The sequence below is a fragment of the Streptomyces sp. SID12501 genome (assembly GCF_010550245.1).
Taxonomy (GTDB): Bacteria; Actinomycetota; Actinomycetes; order Streptomycetales; family Streptomycetaceae; genus Streptomyces.
This window is the reverse complement of the sequence record NZ_JAAGLU010000200.1, coordinates 1-702: the sequence shown is the minus strand read 5'-3', so window position 1 is coordinate 702 and position 702 is coordinate 1. Positions and strand designations below refer to the sequence as shown.

Annotated in this window: 1 protein-coding gene; it reads left to right on the top strand. The window is 71.4% G+C overall.

All coding sequences use genetic code 11. The features are described 5' to 3' along the window. The coding region (locus G3I71_RS45225; RefSeq protein WP_164324737.1) for an MMPL family transporter at positions 1-702 on the top strand (702 nt) is incomplete at both ends.

The following is a 702-nucleotide window of genomic DNA, read 5'->3' as shown; positions in this document are numbered from 1 at the left end:
GACCGGATGCACGTGCGGAAACCGGTGGCCGAGACCGTACCGGCGACGGAGAGCGCGGAGGCCGGCGGCTGGCACCGGTACGCGCAGCGGGTGGAGCGGCGGCCGTGGTGGTTCCTGGCCGGCGGAGTGGTGCTGCTGGCCGTCCTGTCCTTCCCGGTCTTCTTCATCCAGCTGGGTCACATCGGCGACGGCGCCGACCCGAAGTCGTTCACCGACCGGCGCGCCTTCGACCTGATGTCCAGCGCCTTCGGCCCCGGCTCCAACGGCCCCCTGACCCTGGTCATCGACCAGAGCGAGGTGCCTTCGTCCGACCGTTCCGCCCTCGCCGACCAGGCGCAGAAGGCACTGACGAACATCCCGGACGCGGCCGTGATCACCCCGCTGACCGCCACATCGGACGGCGACGTGCTGACCGCCACCGCCTACTCGGTGGCCGCCCCGCAGGACGAGCGGACCACCTCCCTGACGAACCACCTCACCGACGACGTCCTGCCGCAGGCCGTCTCCGGCACCGACGCCAGCACGTACGTCACCGGCACGACCGCCGCCCAGGTCGACTTCCTGGACATCGTCTCCAGCCGGCTGCCGCTGATCATCGCGGTCGTCGTGGCCCTGGCCTTCCTGGTGATCCTGGCCGTCTTCCGGGGGCTGCTCGTCGCGGTGAAGGCCGCCGTGCTCAACGTCCTGTCGATCGCCGCGCCG